This is a genomic window from Bradyrhizobium sp. WSM4873 (genome assembly GCF_055811355.1).
In genome coordinates, this window is the sequence record NZ_JBVVPS010000002.1 from 253151 (window position 1) to 277138 (window position 23988).

The 23988-nt window shown below is 64.3% G+C and carries 26 protein-coding genes; 9 read left to right on the plus strand and 17 right to left on the minus strand.

Going from position 1 to position 23988, the window contains the following annotated elements:
* Positions 1 to 6 precede the first annotated feature (6 nt).
* From AC0L21_RS05275 to AC0L21_RS05300, 6 genes are all read right to left on the minus strand, one after another.
* Positions 7 to 666, minus strand: coding sequence for an ATP-binding cassette domain-containing protein (locus AC0L21_RS05275; RefSeq protein ID WP_473258926.1), 660 nt, complete (start codon positions 664 to 666; stop codon positions 7 to 9).
* Positions 667 to 1368 (minus strand): ABC transporter ATP-binding protein, encoded by a 702-nt coding sequence (locus AC0L21_RS05280; protein WP_473258928.1) that lies wholly within the window; start codon positions 1366 to 1368, stop codon positions 667 to 669.
* Positions 1365 to 2108 (minus strand): ABC transporter ATP-binding protein, encoded by a 744-nt coding sequence (locus AC0L21_RS05285; protein WP_473258930.1) that lies wholly within the window; start codon positions 2106 to 2108, stop codon positions 1365 to 1367. Before AC0L21_RS05285 ends, AC0L21_RS05280 begins: the two co-directional genes overlap by 4 nt.
* Positions 2105 to 3148, minus strand: coding sequence for a branched-chain amino acid ABC transporter permease (locus tag AC0L21_RS05290; RefSeq protein WP_473258932.1), 1044 nt, complete (start codon positions 3146 to 3148; stop codon positions 2105 to 2107). The genes AC0L21_RS05285 and AC0L21_RS05290 overlap by 4 nt, the downstream gene beginning before the upstream one ends.
* A gap of 5 nt (positions 3149 to 3153) precedes the next feature.
* Positions 3154 to 4074, minus strand: coding sequence for a branched-chain amino acid ABC transporter permease (locus tag AC0L21_RS05295; protein WP_473258934.1), 921 nt, complete (start codon positions 4072 to 4074; stop codon positions 3154 to 3156).
* A 105-nt stretch (positions 4075 to 4179) separates the two neighbouring features.
* A complete protein-coding gene (locus AC0L21_RS05300; protein ID WP_473258936.1) occupies positions 4180 to 5424 on the minus strand; it encodes an ABC transporter substrate-binding protein in 1245 nt (414 codons plus the stop codon).
* Between the two features lie 184 nt (positions 5425 to 5608).
* On the opposite strand from AC0L21_RS05300, the gene AC0L21_RS05305 reads away from it, so the two are divergent.
* Together AC0L21_RS05305 and AC0L21_RS05310 are read left to right on the plus strand one after the other, a co-directional pair.
* Positions 5609 to 6442: a MurR/RpiR family transcriptional regulator gene (locus tag AC0L21_RS05305; RefSeq protein ID WP_473258938.1), complete on the plus strand. Its 834-nt coding sequence runs from the start codon at positions 5609 to 5611 to the stop codon at positions 6440 to 6442.
* Between the two features lie 22 nt (positions 6443 to 6464).
* A complete protein-coding gene (locus AC0L21_RS05310) occupies positions 6465 to 7289 on the plus strand; it encodes an SDR family NAD(P)-dependent oxidoreductase (RefSeq protein ID WP_473258941.1) in 825 nt (274 codons plus the stop codon).
* Positions 7290 to 7362: 73 nt separating this feature from the next.
* On the opposite strand, the gene AC0L21_RS05315 is transcribed toward AC0L21_RS05310, so the two are convergent.
* Positions 7363 to 8436 carry a DUF2778 domain-containing protein gene (locus tag AC0L21_RS05315; RefSeq protein ID WP_473258944.1) on the minus strand — a complete coding sequence of 358 codons (1074 nt, stop codon included), beginning with the start codon at positions 8434 to 8436 and terminating at the stop codon, positions 7363 to 7365.
* 633 nt (positions 8437 to 9069) lie between these two features.
* Between AC0L21_RS05315 and AC0L21_RS05320 the strand changes: the two genes are divergently transcribed.
* On the plus strand, positions 9070 to 9591 hold the full coding sequence (locus AC0L21_RS05320; RefSeq protein ID WP_473258946.1) for a FecR domain-containing protein: 522 nt from the start codon (positions 9070 to 9072) through the stop codon (positions 9589 to 9591).
* Between the two features lie 79 nt (positions 9592 to 9670).
* A complete protein-coding gene (locus AC0L21_RS05325) occupies positions 9671 to 11557 on the plus strand; it encodes a CHASE2 domain-containing protein (RefSeq protein ID WP_473258948.1) in 1887 nt (628 codons plus the stop codon).
* 26 nt (positions 11558 to 11583) lie between these two features.
* Here the strand turns inward: AC0L21_RS05325 and AC0L21_RS05330 are convergent, their stop codons facing one another.
* From AC0L21_RS05330 to AC0L21_RS05345, 4 genes are all read right to left on the minus strand, one after another.
* Positions 11584 to 13086: a glycosyltransferase family 39 protein gene (locus AC0L21_RS05330; protein WP_473258950.1), complete on the minus strand. Its 1503-nt coding sequence runs from the start codon at positions 13084 to 13086 to the stop codon at positions 11584 to 11586.
* 6 nt (positions 13087 to 13092) lie between these two features.
* On the minus strand, positions 13093 to 14226 hold the full coding sequence (locus AC0L21_RS05335) for a glycosyltransferase family 2 protein (protein ID WP_473258953.1): 1134 nt from the start codon (positions 14224 to 14226) through the stop codon (positions 13093 to 13095).
* Between the two features lie 258 nt (positions 14227 to 14484).
* On the minus strand, positions 14485 to 14688 hold the full coding sequence (locus AC0L21_RS05340; protein WP_473258955.1) for a hypothetical protein: 204 nt from the start codon (positions 14686 to 14688) through the stop codon (positions 14485 to 14487).
* Positions 14689 to 14777: 89 nt separating this feature from the next.
* Positions 14778 to 15158, minus strand: a complete 381-nt coding sequence (locus AC0L21_RS05345) for a hypothetical protein (RefSeq protein ID WP_354058371.1) — start codon at positions 15156 to 15158, stop codon at positions 14778 to 14780.
* 116 nt (positions 15159 to 15274) lie between these two features.
* On the opposite strand from AC0L21_RS05345, the gene AC0L21_RS05350 reads away from it, so the two are divergent.
* Positions 15275 to 16096 carry a DUF72 domain-containing protein gene (locus AC0L21_RS05350; RefSeq protein ID WP_473258957.1) on the plus strand — a complete coding sequence of 274 codons (822 nt, stop codon included), beginning with the start codon at positions 15275 to 15277 and terminating at the stop codon, positions 16094 to 16096.
* Positions 16097 to 16120: 24 nt separating this feature from the next.
* Positions 16121 to 16582, plus strand: a complete 462-nt coding sequence (locus tag AC0L21_RS05355) for a DUF488 domain-containing protein (protein WP_473258959.1) — start codon at positions 16121 to 16123, stop codon at positions 16580 to 16582.
* A gap of 50 nt (positions 16583 to 16632) precedes the next feature.
* Here AC0L21_RS05355 and AC0L21_RS05360 read toward each other — a convergent pair whose 3' ends face one another.
* From AC0L21_RS05360 to AC0L21_RS05385, 6 genes are all read right to left on the minus strand, one after another.
* Positions 16633 to 17547 (minus strand): PhzF family phenazine biosynthesis protein, encoded by a 915-nt coding sequence (locus AC0L21_RS05360; protein ID WP_473258962.1) that lies wholly within the window; start codon positions 17545 to 17547, stop codon positions 16633 to 16635.
* Positions 17548 to 17746: 199 nt separating this feature from the next.
* Positions 17747 to 19054, minus strand: a complete 1308-nt coding sequence (locus AC0L21_RS05365) for an adenylate/guanylate cyclase domain-containing protein (RefSeq protein ID WP_473258964.1) — start codon at positions 19052 to 19054, stop codon at positions 17747 to 17749.
* 31 nt (positions 19055 to 19085) lie between these two features.
* The gene (locus AC0L21_RS05370; RefSeq protein WP_007611973.1) at positions 19086 to 20249 is read right to left on the minus strand and encodes an ABC transporter permease; all 1164 of its coding nucleotides are present in this window, start codon (positions 20247 to 20249) and stop codon (positions 19086 to 19088) included.
* A complete protein-coding gene (locus tag AC0L21_RS05375) occupies positions 20246 to 21178 on the minus strand; it encodes an ABC transporter ATP-binding protein (protein ID WP_473258966.1) in 933 nt (310 codons plus the stop codon). Before AC0L21_RS05375 ends, AC0L21_RS05370 begins: the two co-directional genes overlap by 4 nt.
* On the minus strand, positions 21175 to 21963 hold the full coding sequence (locus AC0L21_RS05380) for an HlyD family secretion protein (protein ID WP_473258968.1): 789 nt from the start codon (positions 21961 to 21963) through the stop codon (positions 21175 to 21177). Before AC0L21_RS05380 ends, AC0L21_RS05375 begins: the two co-directional genes overlap by 4 nt.
* Entirely contained in the window at positions 21960 to 22655 is a 696-nt protein-coding gene (locus tag AC0L21_RS05385) for a TetR/AcrR family transcriptional regulator (protein ID WP_473258970.1), read from the minus strand. Before AC0L21_RS05385 ends, AC0L21_RS05380 begins: the two co-directional genes overlap by 4 nt.
* Before the next feature lie 109 nt (positions 22656 to 22764).
* On the opposite strand from AC0L21_RS05385, the gene AC0L21_RS05390 reads away from it, so the two are divergent.
* From AC0L21_RS05390 to AC0L21_RS05400, 3 genes are read left to right on the plus strand one after another with little or no spacing between them, the layout of a single operon-like run.
* A complete protein-coding gene (locus AC0L21_RS05390; protein ID WP_007611986.1) occupies positions 22765 to 23100 on the plus strand; it encodes an ArsR/SmtB family transcription factor in 336 nt (111 codons plus the stop codon).
* Complete coding sequence (locus AC0L21_RS05395; RefSeq protein ID WP_007611987.1) at positions 23097 to 23561, plus strand: SRPBCC family protein; 465 nt, start codon at positions 23097 to 23099, stop codon at positions 23559 to 23561. The genes AC0L21_RS05390 and AC0L21_RS05395 overlap by 4 nt, the downstream gene beginning before the upstream one ends.
* Positions 23562 to 23573: 12 nt before the next feature.
* Positions 23574 to 23987 (plus strand): GFA family protein, encoded by a 414-nt coding sequence (locus tag AC0L21_RS05400; protein WP_473258974.1) that lies wholly within the window; start codon positions 23574 to 23576, stop codon positions 23985 to 23987.
* The last annotated feature ends 1 nt before the right edge of the window (position 23988 follow it).

Here is a 23988-nt window from a genome sequence, read left to right on the forward strand (position 1 = left end):
TCTGCCTTAGGTCGGGATGGGAATGGCTCGGTGACAAATCGCGTCCGCCGCCTTCGTCATTTCCGGTCCGAGATAAGCGCGACAGCGCGGATCTGCGACGAGCGCGCCGAAATCGGCCATGCGCGTCACGCCGCCGCCGGCCACAAAGAGGAATCGCCCGGCGATCTCGGCAAGGATGTCGAGGTGCCAGGCCGCTGTCGGATGCATGCAGAGAACGACCAGCCGCCCCTCGTCGCGCAGCTTGCGGAAGAAATCGAGCATGAAGCCGATATAGCCGTCCTGCAGATTGAACTGCGGTTCATCGAACAGGTGAACCAGCGGCGTCCGGGTCGGCGAAGGCGCCAGGAAGGCGGAGGGAATGCGCTTGCGGAACCGCCTGACCTGATAGGACTGGTGATAGTGGATCGCGAGCCGGTCGCGCTCGCGATATTTGACGCCATGGATATCGGTGCCCGCGACCAGCACGCGCCCCGAGGTCGGCGCATTCGAGCCCGTCATCATCTCAAACAAGGTCGTCTTGCCTGCGCCATTCGGGCCGACGACACCGACGATGTCAGGTTCGTCCAGCGACAGGTTTGCCTGAAGCGTGAATGTCGGTCGGCGGATCACGCGGCCCCTTGTGTAGACCTTCCGAACGTCGTCGAGAACAAGCAGCGGTGCGGGCACTTATTGTACTCCCAGCAAGCGCTGACGAAGCCCGCGATCATCCCGCAAGGTCGCGGCCTCCCCGGTCCAGACGATCCGGCCGCGATCGATCACCGCGGCATGGTCTGCGACCGACAGCGCGATCTCGGCGTTTTGTTCCACGACCAGCGAGGCAATACCCTCATCCTTCATGCGCAGAATCGTCGCAAGCACGTCGCCGACGATTTTCGGCGCCAGTCCCTGGCTCGGCTCGTCGAACAACACCAGTCCCGGCGAGCCGACCAGTGCGCGGGCGATCGCCACCATCTGCATTTCGCCGCCCGACAGGTTTTCGCAGTCGCGCTCCATGAGATATTCGAGCGGTGAGAAGATCGCAGCCGCCTCCTTGACGCTCCAGTGGCGAAAGCGCGTGCGCTTTTGCGCGATCGACAGGTTGCGCGCGACCGTCAATGTTGGGCACAGCCGGCGGTCGTCGGGCACCCAGCCGATGCCGGCGCGCGCAATCTCGTGGGTGGGATTGCTCGTGACGTCGTGACCGTCGAAACAAACGGAGCCGCGGCGCGGACGCGTCAGCCCGAGAATCGAGCGGAGCATGGTCGTCTTGCCGGCGCCGTTGGGACCGAGCAGCGCAAGCACCTTGGCGTGCTCGATGGCGAGCGAAGCGCCGAACAGCGCCTGGGTCTCGCCGTAGAAGGTATCGACCGCGTCCACTTCGAGGATCATGCGAACTTTCCGAGATTGGAGCGCCGCACCCATTCGTTCTGCTGCAGTTCGTGTGGCGTTCCGCGCGCCACCACCTGGCCCCAATGGATGACCGAGATGCGGTCAGCCAACGAGAACAGGAACTCCATATCGTGCTCGATGGCGACGATGGTCAGCCGCCCCTTCAGGCGCGCAATCAGGGTTGCGAGCCGCTGCACCCCGTCGGAGCCGAGGCCGGAGGTCGGTTCGTCCAGGCACAGCACGCGCGGTGCCTGCGCCAGGGCGACCGCGATCTCCAGCGCGCGCCGGTCGCCATAAGACAGGTCCTTGGCGCGGATGTCGCCTTTGTCGACAAGCCCGACTGCCGCCAGCGCTTCGGAGGACTTCGCGGCAAGCCGACTGTCGCCCGCCGCTGCGTGCGCGATATCGTGGCCACGGGCGCGAAACTCGGGCAAGCCCATCATGACGTTGTCACGCGCGGAGAATTCGTCGAACAGTGTCATGATCTGAAACGAGCGGGCGATGCCCTTGGCGGCGATGCGGTGCGGGCTGAGGCCCGTAACATCCTCGCCGGCGAGAAGGACTCGACCACGATTCGGTTTCACGCGGCCGGTGAGGACATTGAAGAATGTGGTCTTGCCGGCACCGTTCGGGCCCATCACACCGTGAAACTGGCCCTCCGCGACCGCGAGGTCGACGCTCTCCAGCACGACGCGATCGCCGAAGCGGACATGAACGGCCGCGGCCTCGATCATGTTCATCGCCCGCTCCCGAACAGCAGCCGCATCGCCGACGTCCCCCTCTGCCGTAAGGCGCCAAGTGAGTGCTGCTGCACGGCAGCGGAGATCGCCCCGGCAATGCCTTCGGGGCGGAACAGGACGATCGCGATGAACAGCAGACCAAAATAGAGCATCCAGGCATTGGTCAGCGCACCGATCACGTCGCGAGCGGTGAGGAAGAGAAACACGCCGATCACCGGGCCCCAGAAGCTGACGAGGCCACCGCCGACGAGCGTCATCATCACGACGTAGCCGGATTGATGCAGGCTCATGACGTCGGGGAATGCGGCGAGCTGCGCCATGGCGAACAGTCCGCCGGCAAGACCCGAGACGGCGGCCGACAGGGCAAAGACCGCGACCTTGTAAAGCCATACGTTATAGCCGAGATGGCTCGCGCGAACCTCGCTCTGCCTGATCGCAGCGACCACGCGGCCATAGGGCGAATTCACCAGCCGCCACAATGCGGCGGTGCCGACCGCAAAAACCGCGAGCACGAAATAGTAGAACGCGACATTGTCGGTGAGATCGAAAGACACAAGCCCGAAATCGGCCGGCAACCGTTTGATCTTGAGTAGGCCGTCTTCGCCGCCGGTGATCCGGTGCGATTTGATCGCCAGTGTCCAGAAGATCTGGCCGAAGGCAATCGTCATGAAGGCATAATAGATGCCGCGCCTGTGCGAGATGAACAGCGCCACCAGCACGCCGGCGAGGCCCGCCACCGCGGCCGCGGCAATCAGACATATCCAGAGATTTGCAACGATTTCGAGCTGACAGAGACCGAACGCGTAGGCGCCGATGCCGAAATACGCACCATGACCGAACGACGGAAGCCCGGCAGTGCCGAGCACCAGGTTGAACGCGAGCGCATAGAGCGACCAGATCAGGATCTCGATCCCCAGATAGGGATAGAGCCCGATCCGCGTGATCCAGAGCGGCACCGTTGCAAGCACGAGCCAGAGCACCAGCATCGTCGGCGTCACGAGGCGCGCGGCGTCGGGTGAAGATTTTGATTCCACAATCATTCCCTTTAGGCCTCGAGCACGCTCTTCTTGCCCCACAAGCCGCGCGCGCGGAACGTCACGACGGCAACGAGCAAGATGTACATCGACAACAGCGACCATTCGGACGCGTAGGCGCCGGCGAGGCCGACACACAGTCCGACCAAGAGACCCGCCACGACCGCACCCCAAAAGCTGCCGACGCCACCGAGCACGATCACCAGGAACGCAGGAATGACCGCATCGACCCCCATATGCGGGCGAATGCCCCAGATCGGCGCGACGATGATGCCCGCGATCGCGGCCAGCATCGTGCCGAACACGAACACCAGCATCCGCAACCGCGACAGGTTGATGCCGAGCGCGCGGACGATCTCGCTGTCATGCGCGCCGGCCTTGACCGTCGCACCGAACGAGGTCTTCTCGATCAACAGCCAGACCAGGCCGATGACCCCGGCGGCGATACCCGCTGCGTAGAAGCGATAGGTCGACCAGATCAGGTCGCCGAACAGGAAACCGCCATTGATGGCAGACGGCACCTGCAGCACGTAATCGCGCGTGCCCCAGACCAGGCGGATCATTTCCTCGATCACCATCGCGGCGCCGAAGGTCAGGAGCAGCCCGTACAGTGGATCCTTTCCGTAAGTCCGCCGCATGCAGAGCTCGATCAGCATGCCGACCAGACTCACGATCACGGGCGCGATGATCAATGTGGCCGCATAGCGCCAACCGAGCGGCAGCGCCAGCCACGCTTTCGCAAGTTCCATTGGCAATGGAGGGCGCGGCCCCGCGAGCTGCATGGCGACATAAGCCCCGAGCGCAAACAGGGATCCGTGCGCGAGATTGATCTGCTCCATCAGCCCGACGATGAGCATGAAGCCGAGCGCGATCAGCGCGAACAACAGGCCGAGCGTCAAGCCGTTGAGGAGGTGCGGAAGAAGGTCGAACAAAGTTTGGGCTCTCGCAACTGGCATGTCTCACCCGGGACGCCGATGGTCCCGGTGCGCGGCGCACGAGATCGCGCGCCGCTCGTTCTGCGACGTGACGCGCCGTCTCTAGGAGTCGACGGTCGGCACCTGCTCGTAGGGCGTGAGCTTGCACTTGCCGGGTGCCGCATCGTCAGCGGCGGATTTCGGCTCCGTCCAGCTGATGATCTCGAACAGATCGGTATTGTCGGCCGGCTTGGCGTTGCGTCGCGCCAGGTAGATCGTCTGCTGCATCTGGTGCGTCATCGGATCCATGTAGGCGTCGAAATGCTGCATGCGGTCGGTCGCCGAGACCTTCAGGTTCTCGAGTTCCTTGATGATCTTGACATTGTTGGTCGACCCTGCCCGCTCGATCGCGCGGAGCAGCTCGCGCGTGGACATGTAGCCGTTGTAGGAGACATTGCCCGGCACCGGGATCGGGCCGTCCTTGTTGGCGGCCTGCCACTTCTTGACGAATTCGGCGACGCCGGGCAGCGGCAGCTTGTGATACCAGGTGGTGCCGAACACGCCGAACAGGCTGTCGGGCGCGCCCCACACGTCCGGCCAGTCCTGCTGGTTGTTGATCCAGGCCGGCTTGCCGTCGAGCTTGAGCTGCGCCACCTGCTCGCGCAATGCTTTGATATCGTCGCCGCCAACCGCGGTCGCCACAACATCGGGCTTGGCTTGCTGGATCTTGAGCAGATAGGCGGTGAAGTCGCGGGTGTTCTGCGGCACCAGCAGATTGTCGATGATCTTGCCGCCGGCAGCCTCGACTTGCGTCCTTGTCGCGGCGGACGTCGTGTGACCCCAGACATAGTCGTTGGTGAGCAGCATCCAGTTCTTGCCGATGGAGTCCACCGCGTTCTTGACCGACGCCTTGGAAAAATTGGTGCCGTTGCCGTCCCAGACGAATTTCACGCGTGAGCAGTTCTCCCCGGCTTCGCTCGGCGCGGAGGAATTGGTGTTCATGTAGATCACGCCGTTTTTGCTGGCGACCTGCGTGATGGCGTTGGCGACGCCCGAATGCAGCGCGCCGATCAGGATGGTGCAGTCCTCGCGGGTGATGAAGCGTTCGGCGACGCGGCTGCCGGTGGCTGGCGTCGTCTCGGTGTCCGCCGTGATGAACGTGACCTGGCGCCCGAGCACGCCACCTTTGGCGTTGATCTCGTCGATCGCCATCTTGATGCCGCGGAAATCATCCTGGCCGCTGTTGCCGTATTGACCGCTGGCATCGCAGGTCAAGCCAAGCTTGATCGGTTTCGCGCCCTGCGCCCAGGCATGATTCTGCCGCCACGGCCCAAAGAAGCTGCCGGTGCCGCCGATGACACTCGCCATCAAGCTGCCCTTCAGAACGCTTCGCCGTGAGATCTGACGCCCTCTCATCGTGTCCTCCCGTTTTCGAAGTCTTTTGCTTCTTTATGAGATTAGAATATTCATTCCATATGGTATGTAAAGTAGAATATTTGATCCAAACGGTGAAATGCCGTTAAACAGGTGACCGATCCGGAGATCCGACTCGATGAACAAGGCGGCTGGCGCCATGAGTTATGACGAGCTGCGCGGCGCGATTGCGCAGCGGCACCGGGCGCTGTCCGGCCGGTTGCAGCAGATCGCGGAGTTCGTGCTCGATCACCCGACCGATGTCGCACTCGGCACCGTCGCGGAGGTGGCGCAGCGCTCAGGGGTGCCGCCGTCGGCAATCGTTCGCTTCGCGCATGCGCTTGGGTTCGGCGGCTTCACCGAGATGCAGCAGGTGTTCCGCTCCCGTCTCGTTGCCGGCGTCGCGCCAAGCTACAAGGCGCGCCTCGCCCGCATGAAGAGCCAGGAGAAGTCAGTGCTCGGCCGCCAACCGGCCGCGGTATTGTCGCGTTTCGTGTCCGAAGCGCAATCGTCGCTGGTCACGCTCAGCCAATCCGTCCATGCGCGCGAACTCGACACCGCAACCGCGATCCTCGCCAAGGCACGTGACATCTATCTGCTCGGCCTGGGCGGCTCGTTTCCGGTTGCGATCCACCTCGCCTACGTGCTGCGCAAGCTCGGGCGGCGCGTCGTCCTGCTCGACGGTCTTGGCGGCAGCATTCACGAGCAGTCGCACGCGGCGACATCAGACGACGCGCTGGTCGCGATCAGCTTCCGGAATTACTATCCGGATACGGCGCGGCTGTTTCCCGAACTCGTCGCGCGGGGCGTACCCACGATTTCCATCACCGACAGTCTTTTGAGCCCGATCGTCGAGGGCGCGAGCGTCGTGTTCGAGATCCAGGACATGCCTGAGCCCGCGCTGCGCACGCTTGTCGCACCAATGTGCCTCGTGCAGGCGTTGGCGATCGGCCTCGACCTCGCAGCAGACTGACGTTCACAACAGGAACAAGATCATGACATCGCATGACACCAACAAGCTTCTGGCGGGCAAAGTTGCGCTGGTGACCGGCGCGGGGCGCGGGCTCGGCCGCGCTTTTGCAGAGAAGCTTGCCGCGCTTGGCGCTGACGTCGCCATCCACGGCATGCGCGAGAACGGGCCGGCCGAATATGGCGAGGGCACCACCCTCACCGCGGTCGCCGCCGAGATCGGACGGGAATTCGGCGTTCGCAGCCAGCGCGTGCTCGGCGATCTCACCAAGGGCGAGGACATCGCGCGCGTCATCGCGGAGAGCGAAGCGGCACTCGGCCCGATCGACATTCTCGTGCACAATGCCGGGGGCGACATCGCGGCCGGCGGCGGCAAGCCCGATCCGAACGATGCGGTGAACATCAAAGAGGCGGATGTTCGTGCGGTGCTGGAGCGCAACCTGCTCTCCACTATCCTCACATGCCAGGCAGTCGCGCGCGGCATGATGGAGCGCCGACGCGGCCGCATCGTCACGCTTGGCTCCGTCGCCGCGTTCAAGGGGCGTACCCAGGGCTCGATCTATGCGGTGTCGAAGGCCGGCGTGACCCACTACACGCGATGCCTGGCCGACCAGCTCCGTCCCTACGACATCGCCGTCAATTGCATCGCGCCCGGAGATACCCGCACCGGCCGCTTTCTCGGAACGCGCGCAGTCGATCCCGACAGAATGGTCGAGATCGGCACGCTCGACCGCATCGCGACCGTTGACGAGGTCGCGCGCGTCGTCGAGTTCTTCGCCGGTCCCATGGGCGCGTTCGTTTCCGGCCAGGTGCTGCGGATCGACGGCGGCGGGCAGTGCTGGCCGGCCTAAAACGCACCCGCGAAGCGAAACAGAAAAGGGCCGCTGCAAGCGGCCCTTTTGCGTGATCTCGAATTGACTGAGCCTAGTCCACGCGCGCCAGCACCGCGAGTTTGCGGATGCCCTTGTTGCGGTAGGCGTCGAGGAACGCGTAATAATCCTTGAACGACACGCAGCCGTTGGAATCGCCATTCGGCCCGAGCATGAAGGTGTGCGCGAGCAGGCCGTCGCGGCCGTAGATCGCGCTCTCACCGCCAATCGGGGTCAGGCGCAGCGCAGGCACCCCGTGAAACAGCGCCTCGCGCGGCTTCAGCGTGTAGATGTGCGGCGGCGTCACGCCGCGCATGCGGACGCGCGAGGAGCGCGGGTCGTCGAGGTTGGAGCCGAGGCCGGAATGCGCCTCGAGCTTGGTGCCGTCGGGCAAGTAAACCGCCTTGGCGGAGATGTCGTAGACCGCGGTGTCGCGCTCATAGGGCGCTGAACCGCCGAGCATGGGGTTCTGCTCCCTCGGCGCGATGGACGCGGTCACGCTGGCGTCGGCCGACGCATAGGCGAGCAGTCCGCCGGACGGCTCGCGCTTGCCCCAGAGCTTTTCCACCATCGACTGACGCGGTCCAGTGATCGACATCACCGCAGCCTTGGCGCGATCGGCAATCGATTTTGGCTTCGCCTCAGGCGCCGGCACGATCTCGGCCGGATCTGCCGAGGCCAGCTGCACCGGCGCGTCAGCGCCGCGCTTGGACTTCGCAGCGTCAGCGATCCTGGCGGCACCTGGCTTCAGGACTTCCGCGACCCTCGCGATCACGTTCGGTTTCGGCGCGTCCTTGGCTTCGGCGACCTTGGTTGCGGTCGCGGCGCTGGCCGCATTCGATGTCACGCCTTGGGTCGCAGCCGCGGCAAAGCGATCGTTGAACATTTCGCGTGAGATCGGAGCAGCCACCTGCAACCGGTCCGGCAAGAGCGCAAAGGCTTCCTTGACGGCCTCACCGGCCTCGCGCAGCGCGACCCTGGGCGCGCGCTTGATCACGGGCTCGTCGTAGCCGCTGCTGCCGACGGTCGGATAGACGCTGGCGGCAAAGATGTTGCTATAGATGGTCCAGCCGGCGCCAAGCACGAGGCAGCCAATCACGGCGGCGCCAAGCACGTTTTGGCTGGTCATTTTCCGGGAAGGCTTCCGATAAGAAGTGCTCGAGAATCCTTTGGACTTTCGTGCCGCGATGCCTTGCGCAGCGATACTCGTACTCATTCGCCTTGCGTCCAGAACAGTGTCACTCAGTCCCCCTTCGAAGCGCCGCTGGTCACGATCCGGGAACAGCATCTCGCAGAGGGTCGGAGCGTCATTAAGGCCACTTTTAGTTAAATGCGGATTAAGTTCTGGCGGATGTGAGGCAACCCGTTCAGGTCGTCCCATTTTGGGAAAAAGCCCGCAGGATTACGGACTTAGGCGCGCCTGTTAACTATAATTCTCGGCTGGATCGCTGAGGTCGGCGAACGTCTTTGGCCGCCTCTCTAAACGCACCAACCAAGTCGTTTTCGTGGTCTTCAATACCCGGACGTTAACGGGGAATCATTGCGCCAGGCTGGTGTGCAATAGCCCGCGTCCATCTCTCGTGGCTCGCCGCTTACGCGCATCGCACGGGGCGCCCTGACCGAAACTTGATCGCACCGGTCTGGAAAAGCCCGTGCTGAGAAAATAGCTCCGATCTCGGCACTTTTCGGCAGCCTCTGCGTGTGATACGGTACCGTATCAACATCGCCTTGAACTGTGCCTGGCACGCAAACGGAGGCTGGCATGAGAGGGATCGCACACGCGGGGTTTTTTGTCCTGCTGTGGTCGTCTTTGGGGATGGGGTACGCGGCCGCGCAGCCTGCCAATGCGGGGTGCACGGCATCGCTATCCGCTGCCGGCACGCAGACCTGGCGCTGCGACAACGGCATCACCATCGTTGCGGAAAACGGCGCCAGATTTGAACTTAAGGACGCCAACCGCGACGGACATATAGACTCCGTGGAGTTGAGCAGCAAAGCGCTGCTGGTCGAGGTGCCCAAGAAGCCCGGCGGCAATCCCTTCAAGGTGCTGACGCCGCAAGCGATCGCCGCGGTGCGCGGCACGAAATGGGCAGTCGATGTCGCAGAGGCCAAGACCTCCGTCTTCGTCGCCGACGGCCGTGTCGGCGTGAACCGCAGGAGCGGCGGGCGCGGCGTGGTATTAGGCCGCGGCGAAGGCGTCGACGTGGAAGCGACAGGCCCGTTGACGGTCAAGACATGGGGCCAGCCGCGCGTCGACGCGTTGATGGCGAGACTTGGTCGATAAGACTTGGCCAGTAAGGGGCTGGGTCAATAGGGCTCGGACAAAAGCATTTGGATGATAGAAAAGATTGCAAAACGAGCACATGAGTAGCCGACGCATTCAGATCCTGGTGGCGCTTGCCCTCACCGCGCTGTGGGGCGCGGGCATCTATGCCGGGCACGCAAACGGCCATCTGCGCTTTCTCGATCGCCTCGAGGCGACGCTGACGGATTGGCGGACGCAGGTCCGCGGCGTACGGGTTCCGCCCGATCTCGTCACCATCGTCGCGATCGACGATACCGTCGTGAAGCGCGGCGGCAGCTATCCGCTGCCGCGCGCCGATCTCGCCCGAATCGTCGACACCATCGTGCAGTTCAAACCGAAGGTCGTCGCGATCGACCTGCTGCTGGTCGACCGCAGCGCTGCGATCGGCGACGCCACGCTGGCAAATACGCTGGCTACCGGTCCCATGGTTCTTGCCGCCGCAGCGATCTTCCCCGCCAGCGAGACCGTGGAGACCAGCGGCCAAGGTCCCCTCGCCGCCCTGCCGCAGGCCGAGCGCTTTCTGCTGCCCTTGCCGGCGTTCGCCGATCATGCCGAAGTCGGCGTCGTCAACGTTGCGACCGGACAATCGGGCTCGCCGCTCTCGGTGCCGATGCTGTTCCGGACCAGCGACAAGGTCGAGCTGTCCTTCCCGTTGCGGGTCGCGGCGCGCGCGCTCGACAGGTCGCTGACAATCGCGCCGGACCATCTGATGCTCGGCGACCGCGCGGTGCCGACCGATACCGACTTCGCGCTGCCGATCACCTATTACGGCCCGCGCCGGACCATCCGCACCGTCAGCGCACAGAGCATCTTCGACGGCACGCTCAATCGCGCGGCGATCGAGAACCGGATCGTCGTGATCGGCGCCTCGGTCGCCGGCGGCGGTGATTTCTACCCGACGCCGTTCGATTCCCTGATGCCGGGCGTCGAAGTGGTCTCCACCGCGATCACCCATCTCGTCGCCGGCGACAGCATCGTGCGCGACCGCAAGGTCCACATCGCCGACGCACTCATCGCCATCCTGTTGCCGATGCTGCTGGTGGGCCTGCTCGCCTGGCGGCGCAGCACGCTCGGCATCGTCGCCGCGGCCGCGGTGATGATCGCCTGGGCCGGCTTCAATCTGTTCGCGTTCACGCACGGCATCTGGCTGAACGCCGCGACCACGCTCGCCGCAGCAGTGCCGCCGGTTGCGGTCTTTGCCGGCGTGCAATTGTGGGCGGGAGGCCGCCGCACGCAATATTTCGCGGCAAAGAGCCGGTCGCTCGCGCAATTCCAGGCGCCGGCCGTGCAGGAGTGGCTAGCGCGCGATCCGAATTTCCTGTCGACGCCCGTACGGCAGGACGCAGCGGTGGTCTTCATCGATCTCTCGGGCTTCACGGCCCTGAGCGAGCGGATCGATCCAAGCGAGCTCCAGGACATTCTAAAGGCGTTTCACGCACTGATCGAGAAGACCGCGGTCGATTGCGGCGGCATGATCAGCGGCTTTCTCGGAGACGGCGCCATGATCCTGTTCGGCCTGCCCGGCGCAATGCCCGACGACGCCGCACGCGCGCTAAAATGCGCGATCGACCTGCACCGCGGCGTCGAACGCTGGATCGCGTCGTTGCCGCCTGCGATCAGGGATCAGCTCGGCTTCAAGATCGGCGCGCATTTCGGCCCGATCGTGGCCTCCCGCCTGGGCGAAAGCCATCAGCACATCACGGCGACGGGCGACACCGTCAACGTCGCGAGCCGGTTGATGGAGGTCGCCGTCCAGAACGGCGCGCGAGTCGCGCTCAGCGACACGCTGCTGGACGCCGCCGACTTCCAGGGCGCTCCCGACGGCATTCTGTCGGGCCCCCTGCTCACGCAGGTCCGCGGCCGCTCCGGCGTCGTGACCGTCTGGTTCTGGCGCGACCAGGACAGGCCGAACCAGGCCGCGACCAAGGCCGAGATGATCAACTGAAGCTTCGCCGTCGTCCCGACGAAGAGCTACCGCGCTTCCGGCGGTGGCGAGTGATCCAGCACGTCGCCCTTGGCACCTTCGAGCAGATCGATGCCGTAGGTCTCGATTACGAGCGGGCCGCGCTTGCGCTGCAATTGCGCGACCTGCGTGACCTTGGCAAAGAGATCGTGGACGGCAGGATGGCCGTCGGAGCGCAGCTCGTCGACATAGATCAGCTTGCCTGCAAGCAGCTTTGGATCGGGCTCGGGCATGTTGGCCCAGCGGATGCGCTGGTTCTGCTGCGCCACGCAGCTGCCGCGCGGCAGATAGAAGGCGAGCCAGCCCGTCGTGCCGTAGTCCGGCGCAAGCACGCAGGTCGCACCATTGCGGGTGCGCACCGCTTCGATTTCGGCAGCGAGCTCGCGCCAGCCGACGCCGACGCTGCGCACGGTCGCATCGCGACGATAGCCGGAGAGCCAGCCAGTATTGGCCTGCACGATCAGCGCGGCAAACATCACGATGCCGGTGGGTGCGGCCCAGCGCAGGCAGAAATCCACCAACCGACGCTGGCGCGGTTTCCACTGCAGGAGATTGGCGGCAGCGGCCGCCGCGACGATGAAAGGCGGATAGACCGGCGCGAACCAGTTGGCCTCGACGCGGGCATGCAGCGAATGCCAGACGAAATAGGCGACGATGGTCCAGAACATCGTCTCGATCAGCACGCGCGAGGCGAGCGCGCCGGCCCGGCGCCAGGTCAGCGCGTGCAGCCCCATCGCGCCGAGGATGAACACCAGCGGGGTTGCGAACGCGATCTGGGTCGGGATCAGCTCGGCGATGAAGACCGGACGAAAATCCTCGATCCTGGCGCGCCCAAGCTGCTTTGCGAACGAGACCCATTGATGATCGGCATTCCAGAGGATCACCGGCGAGAACAGCGCGAGCGCAACGAAACCGCCCAGATACGGCCAAGGCGAGAGAAACCAGTGCCGCAGTTTCGGCACGGCCGCGATCCAGATCAGGATCGCTAGCCCGAAGAACATCGCGGTGTATTTCGACAGGAGTGCCGCTCCGACGGCTGCGCCGACCGCGAGCCACCAGACGCCGCGGCCGCTCTCCAGCACCTTGGCAAGAAAGAACAGCACGAAGCTCGAGGCAACCAGAAGCGGCGCATCGGGCGTGACGATCAGCGTGCCGACCGAGGCCAGCAGCGTCACGTTGAGCAGGATGGCGCTGGTCGCCGCCACCCGCGCGCCGCCGATCAGGATCGCGGCGGAGCGATAGATCGCGTAGCTCATCGGCAGCGCGAGCAGGATCGAGACCAGGCGGACGCCGAGTTCGGTGTCGCCGGCGATCAGGGTGCCGGCGCGGATGACGTAGGCAACCATCGGCGGGTGGTCGTAATATCCCCCGGCGAGGTTCTGCGACCACATCCAGTAATAGGCTTCATCGAAAGTGATCGGCGTGAAGGCAGCTGCGACGAGCCGCAAGCCGACCAGCGCAAGGATTGCCAGCGCCGTATTGCGGACGATCCGCGCGTCAGCCCCGCCCATCGAGAGTTACTTCTTGCGCCAGACGAACAGTCCGGACATCGCGTAGTTCCACACCACACCCATCAGCGCCCCGGCCGCACCCGCAAGCCACCAGATCGGCTCCTGGTCGTAGACCGAGAAGGCGACGCCGACATTGGCGAGCAGGCCGACGCTGCACACGATGTAGAACGCGATCAGGCCGCGTAGCAGCGCAAAGCCCTTCAGCCGCTGGTCGCGATAGGTGAGGAAGTTGTTGAGGACGAAATTGCTGGTCATCGCGACGATGGCGCCGGAGGCCTGCGCTTCCGCGAACGGTTCCTTGAACAGCTCGAGTGATATGAACAGCGTCGTGAGATGCACCACGAGGCCGATCCCGCCGACCATCGCGAACAGCAAGAAGCGTAACGAGACCGCATCGTTGGTGAACTTCGCCAGCACCAAGCCGAGAAAATCCAGCGCGACCATGGAATCGAGCTTGCTTTCGCCGTGCTGGCGCTCACCGAACGTGTAGGGAATTTCGATGGCACGCAAGGTGCCGTTCGCGCTCGCGACGAGGTCGAGCAGGATCTTGAAGCCGTGCACGGAAAGTTTCGGCGCCAGCTGCTCGAAGCGGTCGCGGCGAACCATGAAGAAGCCGCTCATGGGGTCGGCGATCTCGACCCGCAGCATCTTCCTCGCGACCTCGGTCGCCAGTGCACTGGCGCCGGCGCGCTGCTTGTTGAAACCTTCGCTCTTGTAGCCCTCGATGTAGCGGCTGCCGACCACGAGCTCGGCCTGCCCGCTCGCGAGCAGCGACAGCATCTTCGGCAGTTGCGTCTCGTCGTGCTGGAGGTCGGCGTCGATCACGGCCGCATAGGGCGCACTGGAGGCCAGGATGCCCTCGATGCAGGCCCCCGACAGGCCGCGGCGGCCGATACGGCGGACACAGCGCACCCGGCTGTCGCGCTGGGCCAACGCGCGCACGACGTCCCAGGTGCCATCAGGCGAATTATCGTCGACGAACACGACTTCCCAGGCGATGCCGGCCAGCGCTGCCTCCAGCCGCCGGTACAGCACCGTGACATTGTCGCGCTCGTTGAAGGTCGGTACGACGACCGACAATTCCGGCGCCGGCGAAGCCGCCTGTTGGATCTCGGAGCCCGGTCTGATCGCTTCATTCATGACGGCAGCGTATATCCGCCGCGTCCCGTGCTGCCAAGAACTTGCGCTGGCGAGCCGGGGGTTTCTCTGGGGAGCGGCCCAAAAGGGGCGCTAAAATGCCAACGACCCCGGAACGGCGGACCGCGCGTACATCCGGCGCAGCCTGTGCTATTCCAAGGTCGTTCCAGCGCCGGAGTTTCCGCTCAACGTCGCCGTTAGAACCTAAATGGGAACGGCAACGCGGCTTTACAAGGGGCGAAAGAGGCCTTTCTCACGCCCTTACTGGTTCGGGACTTCCTTGATCACCGGCCCTCGCGGCACGGGTGCGGCAGGGGCCACCGGCGCCGCAGCCCCGGCCGGCTCGGCCTTCGCGGGCTTGGGCGGCTTGCCGTACTGGCCGATCGGCCCGAAGACGACGGCGACCGCAAGCACGATCGCCGCGACGATCGCGCCCAAAATGCCCCCCACCGACTCAGACGACATGGACACCCATCCCTGTTCCAGATGCGCCCAGTGATACCATGGATGAGCGCGCTGCCGGAAGGGCTTGCCGGACGCACCGGTTCAATGGGCTATTTCTGCGGCGGCTTGTGCTTGACGAAGGCCGTCACGATGTCCTTTTGCGCGGCCTCCACCGCCCTGTTCGCGGTCGCGAGATGGGCGCCGGCATCGATAGCCGGATATTGCGTGGTGAGATAATCGAGCAGTGCCACCCGGTAGTATTGTCGCTCTGACGGACAGGCTCCGGCGACGGAGCGGCCAAAGTCCTGTTCCGACAGGCCCTGATTGCCGTCGCGCGAATATTCCCGCGCCAGGCAATGCCAATAATCGTCGCGACCCTGCATGGCGAGCTTCTGCGCACCCTTGGCATCGTCATCGTCGGCCATGACTGAAGATATCATGGCAGCAGATGTCATCATGACGAGCGCCGCTCCCACCATCAGCATCCGCATCTTGTTCTCCATTTTTCGCAGATCCCGTCGCGAGCTTAGACGGGACGTCGCAACTGGCCAATCACAACTGGTTTGATTAGGATGGAGGCCCTCCTCCCGTCATCCGAGATCCTCCCGTGGCCAAAGCAAAAACCGCGTCCAAAAAATCCGGCAACATCTTCATCGGCATCGGCGGCTGGACCTTCGAGCCCTGGCGCGGGGTGTTCTATCCGGAGAAGCTCACGCAAGCCAAGGAGCTGTCCTACGCCGCCTCGAAGCTGACCTCGATCGAGATCAACGGCACCTATTACGGCTCGCAGAAACCGGAGAGCTTTCGCAAATGGGCGAGCGAGGTGCCTGATGGCTTCGTGTTCTCGGTCAAGGGGCCGCGCTTCGCCACCAACCGGCGCGTGCTGGCCGAGGCCGGGGATTCCATCAAGCGTTTCTATGATTCCGGCGTGCTGGAACTCGGCGATCGTCTTGGGCCGGTGCTGTGGCAGTTCGCGCCGACCAAAAAATTCGACGGCGCCGATTTCGGCAAATTCCTCGAGCTGTTGCCGCGCAGGCTCGACGGACGCGCGTTGCGCCATGTCGTCGAGGTCCGTCACGACAGTTTCTGCACGCCGGATTTCGTCACGCTGATCCGCGAATTCGAGACGCCGGTCGTGTTCGCCGAGCACGGCAAATATCCAGCGATCGCCGACGTCGCCGGCGATTTCGTCTATGCCAGGCTGCAGAAGGGCAATGACGAGATCAAGACATGCTATCCGCCGAAGCAGCTCGATGCCTGGGCCAAGCGCTTTCAGAACTGGGCCGAGGGAAATGAACCCGACGACCTCCCGAAGGTTGACAAGGCCAAGCCGAAGAAGGAGCCGCGCGACGTGTTCGCCTATGTCATCCATGAGGGCAAGGTGCGCGCACCAGCCGGCGCAATGGAACTGATCGCGCGGGTGAGCTGAGGTGTTTCGCTAAAGGTGTGTCTCATGGCAAAGGCCAAAAAGCTCTTCACCATCGGCTACGAGCAGACGCCGCCCAAGGCAGTGCTCGACGAGTTGGAGAAATCCGGCGTCAAGCTCGTCGTCGACGTGCGCGCGGTGACGTCCTCGCGGCGGCCCGGCTTTTCCAAGAAGCAGTTGTCCGCGGGCCTCGATGAACGCGGCATCGCCTATGTCCACCTCGCTGCGCTTGGAACGCCCAAGGAAGGCCGCCTCGCCGCCCGCAGCGGGCAATACGATGTGCTGGAGAAGATTTTCTCAAAGCACCTGAAGACGCCGGAGGCCCGGGAGCAGATGGACGAGCTCTCGGCGCTGGTGAAGAAAGCCGGTCCCGTCTGCCTGCTCTGCTACGAGCGCGACCACACCCACTGCCACCGCCAGATGATCGCGGAGATCATCGAGGAGCGCGATGGCGTAACGGTGAAGAATTTGGCGGGGCGGCAGGTGTAACTGCTCGTCACTCCGGGGCTCGCGCTACGCGCGCCACGGAAGGACGAAAATCATCCCTCCCCCGCCAGCTTAAACGTCCCTTCCATCATCTGCACGCATTGCCCGCCGACATGGGCGGAGACGATCTTGCCGTCCTGCTTGCGCACGCGCGTCTGGAGGATACTGGGCCGGCCCATGTCAAAACCCTGGCCGACCGTGAGCTTCAACTCGCCCTCGCGGACAGGATCGAGCTCGGCGAACAGCGCGGCGGCCGCGACCGTCGCGCTGCCGGTGGCGGGATCCTCGGTGAGGCCGCTGGCACCGCGCATGAACATGCGCGCCTGCCGCTCGCAAGGCGCCTCCGCCGCGGGCACGTCACGGGTATAGAACCACGCCGCGAACGCGCCGTCGCACGGAAATACCTTGGAGAAGGCCGCCGCGTCAGACCTCGCCCGCTTCAGCGCATCGCGCGAGTGCACCTCAATCACCAGAAACGGCGTTCCGACGCTGACGACCTGCGGCGCATGACGGTCGACCTTGATGTCGTCGGCACCGAGCGAGATGCAGCTCGCGGCATCCGCGGCAGACAATTGCGACAGGCGCGCCAGAGGCTGCGGCGCGGTGAGCTCGGTGCTGATCACGTGGCCCTGCTCTCGCACAATATCGACCGGCACCAGGCCCGCCTTCTCCTCGAACCGCAGGCGCGCCTTCGGCTCCTTCGCAATCGAGGCAAGCACGAAAGCGGTGCCGACATTGGGATGGCCAGCGAAAGGGAGCTCCCTGACAGGCGTGAAGATGCGCACCTCGGCATCATTCGCCTTGTCGCGCGGCGGCAGCACGAAGGTCGTCTCGGAATAGTTGAACTCGGTCGCGATCGACTGCATTTGCGTGGTCGACAACCCGCCGGCATCGAGCACCACGGCGAGCTGGTTGCCGCCGAAGGCGCGGTCGGTGAACACGTCGACGGTGATGTAGCGGCGCTGCATCTTTCACTTCCTCATGCAAGGCGCGGCCGCAACCGGCCGCATCGCGCGCCAGTCTACAAGCCGATGACATCGCGCGTCATGCCCCAATATTCGGTGCAATCGGAGCAATCGCGCTGACGGGTTCGAAGCCCAGAAGCGGCTTCCACAATGCAAGACCTGAAAGCTAGCAGAGATAGTTCTTCACGCGCTTCACCGCGCGTTATCCCAATTGAAACACCGCAACCTTCTGCTCATAGCCGCGCACCTCGACCTCGCCGAGCGCGACGGCATCGCTGCCGTCCTCGCCCAGCGCCTCGCGGACGGCCGCCGAGATCAGGAGCTGCGAGCCGAACTCCTTGTTCAGCGCCTCCAGCCGGGAGGCGAAGTTCACGGTGTCTCCGATCACGGTGTACTCCTTGCGCCGGGGCGAGCCGATATTGCCAGCGACGACCTCGCCGAAATGGATGCCGATGCCGATCTTGAGCGGCCAGCTCGTCTGCGCATTGATGCGCTCCATCGCGGTCAGCATCTCGCGGCCCGCGGCAACCGCGCGGTGCGCGGCGTCGGAGGTCTCGAGCGGCGCACCGAACAGGGCGAGAAAGCCGTCGCCCAAAAACTTGTTCACGATGCCGCCCTCGCGGTCGAGAATGTCGACCAGCACGGCGAAGGCGCCGTCGAGCCGGTCGACCACCTCCCGCGGGGAGCGCGACTGCGCGCCGGCGGTGAAGCCGCGGAAATCGACGAACATCACGGCGACGCGGCGGAGATCGCCGGCGGCGCTCGTCCCCGCCGCCATCAGCCGCTCGACGACCTGCGGCGAAACATGCTGGCCGAAAAGGTTGGTCACCCGGTCGCGCGCGGTCGCTGCCGCAATGCTCGCGGCGAACTGGCGGCGGAGCTGCGCACCGACCGCGCCTGCAAGCACGCCGCAGATCAGGATGATGGTGCTTCGTACCGCGTGAAAATAGATCTGCGGCTCGCCGCTTCCGCTGGCAGGATCGAAGATCAGCGCCACGGCGAACAGCTCGGCCGCGGCGACAAAACCGGTGAAGGTGGAGAGCCAGAAGTCCAGCCGCAGGGTCGAGAGGATGACGAAGATGAAATAGATCAGTGGCACCGCGAAGCCCAGCGCCTGATTCGCGCCCATGGTCCGGATCTGGAGGATCAGGATCACCGTGGGTACCGAGGTTTCGATCAGCGCGCCGATATAGCGCCTGACAACCGGCAGATCGCGATCTAGCTTGAGGTTCTTCCTGATCTGGGTGTGGACCCAGACCTCGAACAGGATGAAGCCGACGAGCAGGCCGTAGACCTCGGCTAGCCCTTCGGTGCCGCGCCAGACCCGGCCGACGACGGCGGGATCGACCAGGTTGATCGCAGTGAGGAACAGCATCATGACGCAGCCCGTCATGATCAGCGCCCTCACCCGCAACAGCTCGGTCCGCAGCACCTCCCGTGTCAGCTCGCGCTCGAAGTCCTCGGACATCACGGCGTGTTGCCGGGCCTTCCTGCTCGCAAAACTGACCATTCCGCCCCCTTGATTCCAGGGGCATCTTGCCTCAATCCAGCGTGCGGCGGAAGCGCGTCACGGCGATGGTCATGGCGAGCAGCATCAGGACAGCCAGGGCCAACGCATCGAAACGCAAATTTTGCATGCTCGCGCCCTTCAGCATGATGGCGCGGACGATGCGCAGATAATGCGTCAGCGGCAAGCACTCGCCGACATATTGCGCCCAGGCCGGCATCCCGGCAAACGGGAACATGAAGCCGGACAGCAAGATGCTCGGCAGGAAGAACATCATCGACATCTGCATCGCCTGGAGCTGGTTCTGCACCAGCGTCGAGATCGTATACCCGATCGCCAGGTTGGTCGTGATGAACAGCGTCGAGAGCAGGGCCAACAGGAACAGATTGCCGAGCACCGGCACGCCGAACAGGCCGACCCCGATGCCGATGATGAGGAACGCCTGAACGAAACCGACCAGCACGTAGGGAATGATCTTGCCGAACATCACCTCGACCGGCTTGATCGGCATCGACAGCAGGGCCTCCATCGTGCCGCGCTCGACCTCGCGCGTGACCGAGAGCGCGGTGAAGATCAGCATGGTCATGGTGAGGATGGTACCGACCAGGCCCGGCACGATGTTGAGACTCGACGCGGCGGCGGGGTTGTAGCGGGCGTGCGCGCGGATCTCGAACGGCATCTCAGGAGGATCTCCGATGTAGAGATCGTGCTTGAGCGCGGTCTGCACGACCATGCCGAGCGAGCCGATCGCCGCGCTCGCCGCCACTGGATCGGTGGCGTCGGCCGCGACCAGCAGCGCCGGCTTATCGCCGCGCCGCACTGCCCGCTCGAAGCCACGCGGGATCTCGACGCCGAACAGCACCTTGCCGGATTTCAGGAGATTGTCGAAATCCTCGACGTCGTGGACTTCGTAGAGAAAGCGGAAATAGGCGGTGTTCTCCAGCGCCTTCAGGATCGAGCGTGCGAGATCGGAGTCCTCCTGGAGCAGCACCGCGCTCGGCAGATTGTGCGGCGTGGTGTTGATGGCGTAGCCGAACAAGAGCAGCTGCATCACCGGCAGCATCACGATCATCGCAAACGACACCCGGTCCCGCCTGAGCTGGATGAACTCCTTGATCAGCATCGCATAGGAGCGCCTCCAGAAGCCGAATCGCTCCCGGATCGCGTGCCGTGGTTCGGGACGATCGACGGCGGTCATTGGAAATTGTCCTTGGAACGGCCCATCAACTCGATGAACACATCTTCCAGTGACGGCGACGATTTGTGCCAGTGCAGCCCGCTTTTCTCGCACCATGGTGCGATGCTGGCTTCGAGCGCGGCGACCTCGCGGCCGGAGACGTGCAGCGACGTGCCGAACGGCGCCACCATGTCGATTCCCGGCTTGCCGGTGAGCGCAGCCGCGAGCTCGTTCAGGTCCTCGCCCGTCACGGTGTAGGTCGTCAGCGCGGATTTCGCGATCACCTCCTCCACGGTGCCGTGCACGAGCAGATGGCCATAGGCGATATAAGCGATCTCGTGACAGCGCTCGGCCTCGTCCATGTAGTGGGTCGAGACCAGCACGGTAAGACCGTCCGCCGCCAGTGCATGAATCTCGTTCCAGAAATCGCGCCGCGCTTTGGGATCGACGCCGGCGGTCGGCTCGTCGAGCAGCAGCAGTTTTGGACTGGGCAATGTGCAGGCACCTAGCGCCAACCGCTGCTTCCAGCCGCCGGAGAGTTCGCCCGCGAGCTGTTCCTCCCGCCCCGAGAGCCCGATCCGCTTGATCATGTCGCGCGCGGCGCCGCGCGCATCGGCAAGACCATAGAGCCGCGCGACGAATTCGAGATTCTCGCGCACCGACAGGTCCTGATAGAGGCTGAAGCGCTGGGTCATGTAACCGACCTGGCGCTTGATCTTTTCGGCGTCCTTCAGGATGTCGTAGCCGAGACAGGTGCCCTCGCCACTATCGGGCGTGAGCAGGCCGCAGAGGATGCGGATGGTGGTGGTCTTGCCGGAGCCGTTCGGGCCCAGGAAGCCGTAGATCGAGCCTCGCTTCACCTGCATCGACAAATCGTGCACGACCTCGCGGCCGCCGAACGACTTGGTCAGGCCCTTGACGTCGATCGCGATGCCATTGCCGCCGCTCATCGTTTATCCGCCACCGGAGTTTTTGGATTGAGATGGACGTCGATGGGTTGTCCGACGCGTAGCGCATCGGGGCGCGACGGCCGCGCCTGGATCAGATAGACGAGCTTGTTGCGCTCCTCGAGGCTGTAGATGACAGGCGGGGTGTATTCGGCCGAAGTCGCGATGAAGTAGATCTTTGCCGTGAGATCGGCGGCGCAATTGTCGCACGCGATCCGCACCGTATCGCCGATCGCAAGCTTCGGCAGCTCGGTCTCCGGCACGAAGAAGCGCAGCTTCATGTTGCCGGGCGGCATGATCGAGAGCACGGGCCGCTGCGCCGCCACCATCTCGCCCTCGCGAAAATAGATCTGTTGGATGGTACCGGCCACGGGCGCAAAGCCCTTGCGCCGTGCCATCCGCGTCTCCGAGGTCGCCACACGCGCCTCCGCGACGCGCAAGGCGGAGACGGCCGAGTCGAGATTGGCCTGCGTGCCCGAGCCCGTCTTGCTCAGCGCGGCCGCGCGATCATAGGTCTGCTGGGCGTTGGCAAGTGTCGCCTTGTTCTGATTGAGATCGGCAAGCTGGAGATCGTCATCGACGGAATAGAGGGAATCGCCGACCTTGACCTCGTCGCCCTCGCGGACACTGAGCTTGGTCACCCGACCGGCCTCATCGGGGCTGACGAAGATCATGTCGGCCTCGACCCAGCCCTGGAAGCCGGGCTCACGCTTGTCCTTGCAGCCGGCAAGGCCGCTCGCGAGGACCGCGATCAATGCGAATACAGAAATTGCTTGCGACGACCTCATGTCGTGCTCCGTTCACCAAAAATCAAATCGAGATGAACGCGCAGCATGTCCTGCGCGTCGAGCGGCGCGTGCCGCGCAAACAGGCTCTGCCAGATCACCGCGATCATCGCGGGCGCGACCAGGATCTGCGGATAGTGCGCCAGGTTCTTCTGGCGGATCTCGCCGCGGGCAATACCGAGCTCGATCAGGGCGCGCATGGCGGCGATGCCGCGCGAGACGACCTCGCGGTAGTAAAAATCGGCCACGGAGGGAAAGCGCGGCCCTTCGGCCACGATCAGACGCACGAGATCGCCGCGCCGCGTGCCGATGACCTCCTTCAGGAAGTTGCTGGCAAACGTCTCGACGAGATCGCGCACCGAGCCCGCCGGCGGCGGCAATGCCGTCAACCGCGTCACGACAGGCACGATCACCGTCCGCACCAGCTCCTCGAACATCGATTCCTTGTCCTTGAAGTGCAGGTAGATGGTGCCCTTGGCCACACCCGCGCGCTTGGCGATGTCGTCGAGCCGCGTGGCGGCAAAACCGCGCGCGATGAACTCCTCCATCGCAGCATCCACGATGGCCGCACGTCGTTCCGCCGCGCGCGAGGCGCGGCTCGGTGTGGGCGCCGCGTCGTTGCCAGCGCCTGCAGAGGCCTTTGCGTTGGCGCGAGCTGCGGGCGGCGTGGCGGCTTTGATGGGCTTTCTGATCATTCGCAATATTTGACTGACTAGTCAGTCATGGTCAAGACAGCACGGCGGACCCAATCTGACAAACAAATTAGCCTTGACTAATTCATTAGCACATACTAATATGAATCCTATGATCGAAGCCGCTCCAAATCCCGTGACCACCGTGATGCGCGCCCTCGCCGATCCGACACGGCGCGCCGTGTTCGAGCGCGTCTTCGAGAGCAAGGAGATCAGCGTCGCCGAGCTCACGCGCGGAAGTGGCGTGACGCAAGGTGCGATCTCGCAACATTTGAAGTCCCTCAAGCAGGCCGGCCTCGTCGCCGAGCGTGCCGAGGGCCGCAACGTCTATTACCGTGCCGCGCCGCAAGGCCTCGAACCGCTGGTCTCCTGGATGGACCATTACGGCGTGTTCTGGCGCGAGCGCTTCCAGAACCTGCGTGACCTCTTGAAGGAGATCGATCCGTGAGTGCTGTCGAATTGAAAGCCGAGACAAAAGACATCGTCCTCGACGAGGTGCTCCCTCACGCACCGGAGACGATCTGGAAGGCGCTGACCAGCGCCCAGCTGATCGCGCGCTGGCTGATGCCGCCGACCGGTTTCGAGGCCGTCGAAGGCAACACTTTCACCTACCAGACCACGCCGGGCGGCGCATGGGATGGCGTCATCCATTGCCGCGTCTTGGAGGTCATGCCGAACCGCCGCCTCGTCTACGCTTGGAAGGGCGGGGATGAGCGCAACACCGGGTACGGCGCGCCGCTCGACACTGTCGTGACGTGGTCCCTCACCCCGGTCGAGGCCGGCACGCGGATCCGTCTGGTTCATGCGGGCTTCGTCATACCCAGGAACGAGTCGGCCTACACGGGGATGAGCGGCGGCTGGAAGAAGGTCGTCCGCCAGCTCGATGAGATCAGCGGCGAAGACAAGTAAGGAGTTATCGCAATGACCAAGCCGTTTACCGGCGGCTGCGCCTGCGGCGCGATCCGCTATTCGATCGCCAGTGAGCCGCTGTTCAGCAATCACTGCCAGTGCCGGGACTGCCAGCGCGAAAGCGGCAGCGGCCACGGCTCGTACATGACCTTCGCACGCGGCGGCGTCACCGTGACGGGCGAGGCGAAGCACTGGGACATGGTCGGCGACAGCGGCAACGTGAAAACACGCGGTTTCTGCGCCCACTGCGGCTTGCCTGTTTATCTGACCTTCGCGGCCATGCCCGACATCTTCACCATCCGCGCCGCAAGCCTCGACGAACCCGCCCGGTACGAGCCGCAAGTAGTGACTTACGCCGCACGCGGACATGCCTGGGATCGCCTCGACCCGGACCTTCCGAAGTTCGCGGGCATGCCGCCGGGGTGAT

Bases quoted from the DNA above. Each gene is read 5' to 3' on its own strand.
- AC0L21_RS05335 (WP_473258953.1), bottom strand. From the start codon at position 14,226: ATGAATGAAGCGATCAGACCGGGCTCCGAGATCCAACAGGCGGCTTCG.
- AC0L21_RS05290 (WP_473258932.1), bottom strand. From the start codon at position 3,148: ATGATTGTGGAATCAAAATCTTCACCCGACGCCGCGCGCCTCGTGACG.
- AC0L21_RS05315 (WP_473258944.1), bottom strand. From the start codon at position 8,436: ATGACCAGCCAAAACGTGCTTGGCGCCGCCGTGATTGGCTGCCTCGTG.
- AC0L21_RS05310 (WP_473258941.1), top strand. From the start codon at position 6,465: ATGACATCGCATGACACCAACAAGCTTCTGGCGGGCAAAGTTGCGCTG.
- AC0L21_RS05345 (WP_354058371.1), bottom strand. From the start codon at position 15,158: ATGCGGATGCTGATGGTGGGAGCGGCGCTCGTCATGATGACATCTGCT.
- AC0L21_RS05285 (WP_473258930.1), bottom strand. From the start codon at position 2,108: ATGAACATGATCGAGGCCGCGGCCGTTCATGTCCGCTTCGGCGATCGC.
- AC0L21_RS05390 (WP_007611986.1), top strand. From the start codon at position 22,765: ATGATCGAAGCCGCTCCAAATCCCGTGACCACCGTGATGCGCGCCCTC.
- AC0L21_RS05340 (WP_473258955.1), bottom strand. From the start codon at position 14,688: ATGTCGTCTGAGTCGGTGGGGGGCATTTTGGGCGCGATCGTCGCGGCG.
- AC0L21_RS05370 (WP_007611973.1), bottom strand. From the start codon at position 20,249: ATGACCGCCGTCGATCGTCCCGAACCACGGCACGCGATCCGGGAGCGA.
- AC0L21_RS05360 (WP_473258962.1), bottom strand. From the start codon at position 17,547: ATGCAGCGCCGCTACATCACCGTCGACGTGTTCACCGACCGCGCCTTC.
- AC0L21_RS05305 (WP_473258938.1), top strand. From the start codon at position 5,609: ATGAACAAGGCGGCTGGCGCCATGAGTTATGACGAGCTGCGCGGCGCG.
- AC0L21_RS05280 (WP_473258928.1), bottom strand. From the start codon at position 1,368: ATGATCCTCGAAGTGGACGCGGTCGATACCTTCTACGGCGAGACCCAG.
- AC0L21_RS05380 (WP_473258968.1), bottom strand. From the start codon at position 21,963: ATGAGGTCGTCGCAAGCAATTTCTGTATTCGCATTGATCGCGGTCCTC.
- AC0L21_RS05365 (WP_473258964.1), bottom strand. From the start codon at position 19,054: ATGGTCAGTTTTGCGAGCAGGAAGGCCCGGCAACACGCCGTGATGTCC.
- AC0L21_RS05300 (WP_473258936.1), bottom strand. From the start codon at position 5,424: ATGGCGAGTGTCATCGGCGGCACCGGCAGCTTCTTTGGGCCGTGGCGG.
- AC0L21_RS05325 (WP_473258948.1), top strand. From the start codon at position 9,671: ATGAGTAGCCGACGCATTCAGATCCTGGTGGCGCTTGCCCTCACCGCG.
- AC0L21_RS05385 (WP_473258970.1), bottom strand. From the start codon at position 22,655: ATGATCAGAAAGCCCATCAAAGCCGCCACGCCGCCCGCAGCTCGCGCC.
- AC0L21_RS05320 (WP_473258946.1), top strand. From the start codon at position 9,070: ATGAGAGGGATCGCACACGCGGGGTTTTTTGTCCTGCTGTGGTCGTCT.
- AC0L21_RS05400 (WP_473258974.1), top strand. From the start codon at position 23,574: ATGACCAAGCCGTTTACCGGCGGCTGCGCCTGCGGCGCGATCCGCTAT.
- AC0L21_RS05330 (WP_473258950.1), bottom strand. From the start codon at position 13,086: ATGGGCGGGGCTGACGCGCGGATCGTCCGCAATACGGCGCTGGCAATC.
- AC0L21_RS05355 (WP_473258959.1), top strand. From the start codon at position 16,121: ATGGCAAAGGCCAAAAAGCTCTTCACCATCGGCTACGAGCAGACGCCG.
- AC0L21_RS05375 (WP_473258966.1), bottom strand. From the start codon at position 21,178: ATGAGCGGCGGCAATGGCATCGCGATCGACGTCAAGGGCCTGACCAAG.